This is a genomic window from Maribacter dokdonensis DSW-8, from assembly GCF_001447995.1.
Lineage (GTDB): Bacteria > Bacteroidota > Bacteroidia > Flavobacteriales > Flavobacteriaceae > Maribacter > Maribacter dokdonensis.
Window position 1 is genome coordinate 149,916 of the sequence record NZ_LDPE01000005.1, and the last position, 7,205, is coordinate 157,120.

The 7,205-nt window shown below is 36.6% G+C and carries 8 protein-coding genes; 2 read left to right on the forward strand and 6 right to left on the reverse strand.

The features are described 5' to 3' along the window. Positions 1-17 precede the first annotated feature (17 nt). The 5 genes from I600_RS16420 to I600_RS16440 all read right to left on the reverse strand — a co-directional run bounded on the left by I600_RS16420 (position 18) and on the right by I600_RS16440 (position 3,462). Positions 18-506, reverse strand: a complete 489-nt coding sequence (locus tag I600_RS16420; protein ID WP_058105646.1) for a GNAT family N-acetyltransferase — start codon at positions 504-506, stop codon at positions 18-20. 156 nt (positions 507-662) lie between these two features. Next, entirely contained in the window at positions 663-1,130 is a 468-nt protein-coding gene (locus I600_RS16425; RefSeq protein ID WP_058105647.1) for a type II secretion system protein GspG, read from the reverse strand. 199 nt (positions 1,131-1,329) lie between these two features. Then, positions 1,330-1,974 (reverse strand): hypothetical protein, encoded by a 645-nt coding sequence (locus tag I600_RS16430; RefSeq protein ID WP_058105648.1) that lies wholly within the window; start codon positions 1,972-1,974, stop codon positions 1,330-1,332. Between the two features lie 69 nt (positions 1,975-2,043). Then, a complete protein-coding gene (locus I600_RS16435) occupies positions 2,044-2,538 on the reverse strand; it encodes a hypothetical protein (protein ID WP_058105649.1) in 495 nt (164 codons plus the stop codon). Between the two features lie 216 nt (positions 2,539-2,754). After that, the gene (locus I600_RS16440; protein WP_245188907.1) at positions 2,755-3,462 is read right to left on the reverse strand and encodes an SIMPL domain-containing protein; all 708 of its coding nucleotides are present in this window, start codon (positions 3,460-3,462) and stop codon (positions 2,755-2,757) included. A 310-nt stretch (positions 3,463-3,772) separates the two neighbouring features. Between I600_RS16440 and I600_RS16445 the strand changes: the two genes are divergently transcribed. Next, positions 3,773-4,828 (forward strand): IS110 family RNA-guided transposase, encoded by a 1,056-nt coding sequence (locus I600_RS16445; protein WP_058105650.1) that lies wholly within the window; start codon positions 3,773-3,775, stop codon positions 4,826-4,828. Positions 4,829-5,177: 349 nt separating this feature from the next. Here I600_RS16445 and I600_RS16450 read toward each other — a convergent pair whose 3' ends face one another. Beyond that, a complete protein-coding gene (locus tag I600_RS16450) occupies positions 5,178-5,774 on the reverse strand; it encodes a HEAT repeat domain-containing protein (protein WP_058105651.1) in 597 nt (198 codons plus the stop codon). 343 nt (positions 5,775-6,117) lie between these two features. Here I600_RS16450 and I600_RS16455 point away from each other — a divergent pair, with 343 nt between their 5' ends. Then, positions 6,118-7,086, forward strand: coding sequence for an IS110 family transposase (locus tag I600_RS16455; RefSeq protein ID WP_058105098.1), 969 nt, complete (start codon positions 6,118-6,120; stop codon positions 7,084-7,086). Positions 7,087-7,205: the final 119 nt, after the last annotated feature.

Here is a 7,205-nt window from a genome sequence, read left to right on the forward strand (position 1 = left end):
TATTAGAATTGATGCGTTTATGAATAAGAATTTTCGGAATTGTTAGCTTTGGTTTGATCCATACCCTTATATACATTGGTGTTATGTTTTTCCATATATAATTGAGGATTGGGCAATGCTGTAAAACCATATTTTTTATAAAGCCATTCAGCGGTGTCGGTTAATAAAATCCAGCGTCTTAATCCTTGGAGGTTAGGGTGTTCCGTTATTTCGTTCATGAGCCATTTACTCAATCCTTTTCCTCTATATTCCTTTAAGATATAAACATCTCCTAAATAGGCAATGGTAGAGAAGTCACTAATTATTCTGGCAAAGCCAATTTGCTTGTTTTTGTAATACACCCCAAAATTTAGAGAATTTTCAATGGATGTTTTTAAAGTTTGGATAGGAATTCCGTTAGCCCAATCGGTTTCGTTAGCAAGAAATTTATGAATGCTTTCAATATCTAACTTGTTCTTGTCCGTTGAAATGGTATAATCATTTTTATGTACTTCTCTAATTTTCATTTTACTGTATTCATTTTATTTTGATTGATGCAAAGCTAAATTTGAACATTTCGTTTACACGCAATTTTAAATTTAACTACCGTATAAATATACATAGTTATTGGTGTTAAAACCCTAATTCCGTATTGTTTATAGGTTTTGTTGTCGCAGGTTTTATTATTGCGATTCAATGTCATCTTCTGTATTAAATTCTCCATCAGAACCAGCAGAGGTGATTAAAAACGTTTTTACGTTTTCCGAAATCGTAAATTCATATTCTCGGTTCCAAGCGTCTTTTTTCCAACTTTGTCTTACAGGACTATTTCCAATTAACTCATTAAGGTTTGATGGGTATCGTCCGAACTTTTGGTTCCAATTTTCCATTCTGTCACTCATTTCAGAGATTTCTTTCACAGTTCTTTCAGGAAAAACAGATGTTCTTTGATAAGTAAAAAACAGAATAAAGATTAAACTCCCAATGACTAAAACAGAAATGAAAATTAATGCACTTGGTTGCAAAAAATATTTTTGAATAGGTCTTTTAGTACCATCTTCTTTTTCTTTTTTACTTATTCGTTTCCGATGTTTATAATCCTCACGGATTAGTCCAAATTCTGCTAAAGTCGAAAGTATTAATTCAAGCATTTAGTTGGTTTTGGTAAATGTGCTACAACAGACTTATTTATAAAGCAAAGCGTACAAAAAGACACTAATATTTCAGATTAAAACAGAGCCGAATTTTTACATTTTGTTTTTAATTTTCTCTTTTTAAAAGCCAAATTAAAAATTTGGCGGACTTTCTAATACACACAAACCTTTTGGATAAACATTTATTAGCTATGTTTTATACACCGTGTTGTGCAACGATTTTATTCAGTTTGTTTATTCCGATAATTTCTGTCAGTTTATTTATACCGCTTTTTGATATAATTCTAAACCCTAATTCCATAAAAATATATCTCATTACTAAAACTGTCATAATAAGATGAAATATTACTTCGAATTCTTTTTGGATTATAGCAGTGATTATGCCAGAAAGAGCAAACAACAATATCGCAATAAAAATGATTTTAAAAATTCGACCAGTACGAATTTCTAATGTCCCTTTTTTATTTTCCAATTTCCCTTTTAGAATACAAATTTCTCCAATTAACTTTTTTGAAAGTTTCACTTCAAATTCATTCTTCTCAATTATACCGATGAATGTCTGACTATTCCAGTCTGTAACAAACTGTTCTTTGGATAGAGTTTGATTTTTTAATTCCGAAATACCTACAAAGTAGTCATTGTTTAATTCTATTGAGTAGACATTTTCAGGAAACATTTTCATTAAGTTCAGATTTTTCTTAAATGTTGCACAACGGTTCGGTTTAGCGTAGTGCGGAGGCAAGGAAACTTTTCGTTTCCTTCTGCGCACGAAGCTAAAGCTTTTGGTTTTGCTTTTTCTTTTTTTGTCCAAAGCTAAATTCCAAAGATTTAGCGACTTCATAAATATACAAAGACCTTTCAATTTTGCGCTAAAGTCCGCATGATCTTTAGGTTTTGTTGTGTTTAGTTTTTACTTCCCATCCTCTGTGTCCACCTCAAATTCGAAATAATATTTCCTACTTTGTGAGGGTATAATCGAGTCCGTATGTTCAAAACCATAAAAGTCCCAAACGTAACCTCTAAGCTTGTTTTTTCCAGGCTCATAGAATGTTCTTCCAAATACTGCACTATGTCTTTTATCTTTGCTTTCAATCCATTTCTGATTTAGCGAATCAATTTCTAAGTTAGCAAATCCTTCAATGTCAATTTCATATTCGTTTGATAAGTCCTTTTTTAAAAGTTCATCTCCGCCAGACTGCAATACGACAAATATTTGTGAATTTTTATCAGCGAATTCCGAGTCTAGTAATATTGCAACTGCTTTAACGGGCTCATTAATCTTTGACGGTGTTAAAAGTTTAACGACAACCGTTGGGTCATAAGATTTTCTTTTTTTATCCGTTTTCCCGCACCCAATAACAAGAAGAAAAAGAAATAAAATTATGATGTTAATTAAATTTTTCAATGTTTTTTCAAATTAAACACAACGTTAAATATATGGCATTTAGGGCAGAGGACAAGTGATTATTTTCGATTAAGCACTAAGCCAAACTTTTGCATTTTGTTTTAATTTTTCTCTTTAATACCAAATCAAAAGATTTGGCGACTTTGCAAATAAACAACAACCTTTCGATTAAACACTAATCGCCCTATTTGCTATATATCGTGTTAAGCAACGTTTTTACTCGATTATAAATTTCACTTTTACTTTTGAGGAAAACTTCATTTTCTCAAAATCAATAATGATATCTTCTTGTGCACGACTTCCATAAATGCTTGAATATCCTCTGATTTGAACTCCAGCCACTTTTCCTTGCAACTGACTAGTTATCGATTCAGTTTCTAAATCCGAAATGTATATCGCTTTACCAACTTTTTGATTTATAGGTTCGACCATTTTTTCGGCATTCTGTTTTGCTTTCAGAATAGCTTTTGATTTTAGCTTAAGTAATAATTGGTCAGATTTCGAATATTCAGTTTTAGTAATAGATACGTTTGATATTTCTTCACGCTCTAATCCTGCCATTACTTTTCCAACAGTTTGAGCGTCATTTACAATTAGAGAATACATTTTTGTTTTCAGAATTTTTTGTCCACTTAAAAAGTATTTTTTGAATTCACTACTATAATCCAAAAGAGAAAGATTTTTTTCTAGATCGATTTTCAATGAGTTCAGAACTCTCATCATTGAAGCCTCTAATTCCTCAGTTGATTTTCGATTCCGATTGTCGTCTTCGTTTAATATAATTACTAAATGAATTTTGTCAGGTTTCACCAAAGTGTCGATTTCCGCAATCGTTTCTATAAATGGTTGGTCAATAAAGTTTTTGTTTTGTGCAAAAGTTTGAATTGCTAAAAATCCGAAAAGAATAAGTATGATGTTTTTCATTGGTTTAATTTATTTTTTAATCCATTTGTTACATCAAAACTATAATTTCAAGCAGTTTTTTAAAAGTTAGAATGAGTGAATAGTACATTTCAATTAGGTTGCTTGCTTTTTTGCAGGGTTTCACCCAAATGTTGCCTAACGGTCTCGTATAACCGTCAGTTACGGGATTAAAGTTAATGATTTTCGGTTAAGCACTGACGTTAGCAATTCCGAGTGGATTCGGACGTAGTCGAATCCGCCGTAATTGCGGTTAGCATCTATGTAAAAGCAGTAAGTCGAGTATCTTTAAGATGAACTAAAAATCAAAGATATGAACACTCAAATTACTGCTACACCTAAGTTATTCATTGGTATCGACATACACAAACGCAGTTGGAAGGTACACTGTGCGACGGATCTGTCATCCGGAAAGACTTTTAGCATGCCGCCCGATGCCGAACTGCTCTATGAATATGTAGCCAAGCATTATACAGGTTATGAAGTGTCCACCGCTTATGAGGCGGGCTGTTGCGGATACCGTGCACACCGGTGCTTTGTAGGTTATGGCTGGCGCAGCTTGGTGGTCAATCCGGCCGATATATTCAGGCGGGGCAAGGAGCGCCATACCAAGACGGATAGGATCGATGCCCAACTCATAGCACGGGAGCTCAAGGACGGCAGGTTGAGCGGTATTTGTGTGCCGGACAAGTGCAGGGAACAACTGCGGAGCCTTTTCCGTCGCAGGAACGATCTGGTCAAGGATATGCGCCAGATCAAGAGCTATATCAAGATGCAGTTGCTGTATTACGGTATAAGGATACCCCAAGAATTCGATAACGACCATTGGAGCCATAAGTTCAGGGATTGGCTCGATGAACTGGATTTCGGGTACGATACGGGCAATGAGGTCCTGCGTAGCCGTATGCGCAGTTTTCGGTTCATCGACCGGGAATTCCGGGAAGTTTCTACCTTATTGCGCCGGTATACCAAGAAACACTTTAAGAAAGATTATATGCTTTTACGGAGCATTCCCGGTATAGGTCCCATAGTGGCCAGTGGTATTTTGAGCGAATTGGGCGACCTGCGCCGTTTCGGTAATATCAAACATTTGGCCGGATATGTAGGTCTGGCACCGGGCATTTACCAAAGTGGCGATACCATCCGACATACGGGGGTGAGCATGCGTGCCCACCGGTTGATACGCAGTTATTTCATCGAGGCCTCTTGGCAGGCCATTCGAACGGATCCCGTGATGCAGGGCTATTACCGCAAGCATCACGGAAAAAATGTGAAGAGTGTCATCGTAAAGGTGGCCAGAAAACTACTGAGCAGGACATTGGCGGTGATAAAGACGGAGACCCCTTATGCGATAGGGGTATTGGAATAGAATATAGAGAAAGTAAAACAACAGGATAACCGAGCTCACAATAGAAGTAGAAAAGTCCGGATCACAGAACAATGTAGGTGGTCCCGCCGCTGGCGGGAACCACATCGGTTAGCAAGTGACCGGGCTTATTATAACTTATGATCATACAGATGCCGGTGGCCATGCCCAAAGCACGGACCACATATAGGATGCGGAGCAAGTTATATATGGTGTTGAAGTATTGACAACCAAGCATTATGCTGGAAAGGGTTGCCAACAATCCAACACCCCAAAATCAACATTATGGACCAATAAAAAATAAAATATTAACTTTAGAGAACTGGACTAGGGCTTTTCATAGGACACATTGTTAGCTGCTGTATTTTTTTCTTTCCAATCGACGTATCGCTGTATGTTTGGCTTTGAACTCATACTTTCCTTTTTCCACCTCAATTTTTTCCAATATTTCTAGCGCATTGGGATTTCCAAGCCTACCGAGACCCTCTATTGCATGTCCTTTCACAGTGGAATCGAAAAGACATTCGACTAAAACTCGGTATGCTTTTTCTGATTTCATTCGGGCTAATGTTCCCATTAACATTTGTCGACCTATTCCATAGGATTTGTCTTGACATAATTTGAGAATCTCATCATAGGAATTTTTATCATCAATTACATAGAGGGCGTTGCCTATAACCCATAAGTCAACATCTTTTCCACTTTTAAACATTTCCAAAAGCATAGGAACCGCTTTTTTATTTCCTTTTTCCGTTAAGGCTCGGACTACCATTTCCGATTCGTTCCGATTTAGTTTTCCGAGATATTTTATTAGAATTTCGACGTATGGCTTGGATGAAAGTTTTGAATTTACAAGTCGATTAACAGGTCCATATGTTTCTCCAAAAGCATCAATGTCGTCAATCCCATGCTTTTTAAGTTCGGCGTTAAGTTCTTTATATGCACTCATGGAATATAGCAGCTAACGGACTTGTGTATGGCTCGTTGCGGAAAATCAGCTATGATTTTCCGCCGTAACCGAAAGATAGCAAATTGCAATGAATTCCGATTAGGAATTCAGCCGCAATGAGCTATACACGTCTTAAGTTTGATTCTCAGTAAATTGTTGATATAACTAGAAAGAACAAAAGAGAGAATTAAGGTTACTATATACGGTGAAGCTTTAGACTTCGACAACATTGATAATCCTCTCTCTTTTACTACTTAGATCACGTTCAGTTCTGTGAGACCTTAGATCTCGTTTTCAAGTTGTTGTGAGCAGAAGTAGCCGGTTCTTTCGTAAAACATATCTTATGAATAAATATAAAGAAACTTTTGGAGTCGACATCAGTAAAGATGTCTTTGATGTACATGGTAGTAACAAAGGTCACGACCAGTATAAGAACGATGAAACTGGATTTAAGAAATTCCTTAAGGAACTGCCCAAATGTTCATTGGTCGTTATGGAAGCTACCGGTTATTATCATTATAGACTTGCCCAGTTTCTTTACAAAAATGGGGTAATAGTTTCAGTAGTAAACCCATTATCCGTAAAACGTTTCATTCAAATGAAACTGGCTAAAGTAAAAACGGATAAGAGCGATGCCAAGGCTATATGTGAATATGCACTGGTCAACGAGGTACCTATTTACAATGCCTTGACGGATATCCAGAGCGAATGCTTACAGTTGTTCCGGTTATTGGATATCTATTTAAAACAACGTACCGCGACCAAGAACAAGATACACGGAGAAGCTGTTCTGGGCATACCTTCAAAGTTTGTTTATCGTTCCTTGATACGTAATAAGAAACTGCTCAATAAAGAGGTAGCCGCTATCGAATCAAAGATTCTGTCATTGGTAAAAGAGGACCAACAGGAGCAATTGACTTTATTGATGTCAATACCCGGTATAGGTCAAAAGACTGCATTGTTCCTAATAGTGGTCACCGATGGGTTCAATAAGTTCGAAAATGCGGCACAGCTTTGTAGCTATGTAGGTATAACCCCAACGATACGGGAATCGGGGAGCAGTGTGAGAGGTCGTGCGCGAATAAGTAAGGTCGGCAATAGAAAACTTCGCAACCTATTATTTCTATGTTCTTTTAACGCTTGTAAGCACAATAGGGCATGCAGAGAGGTTTATGAGCGGATCGTGAACAGGGGAAAGAGCAAGAAACTGGCACTGATAGCCGTTGCCAACAAACTTTTAAAGCAGTCTTTTGCCATTGCAAAATCTGGCAGGCCATATGATGAAACTTACGTTTCAATATTGCCTAGATAAATAGAAGCTAGATCGAATAAAAAAAGCTCAAAGAATCAAGTTATTGAATCTATGAGCCTGAAATAATATTGTCTCGGATTAAAGAAGAATTTGTTTGTTTTTTATCTCAGTTCTTTGTT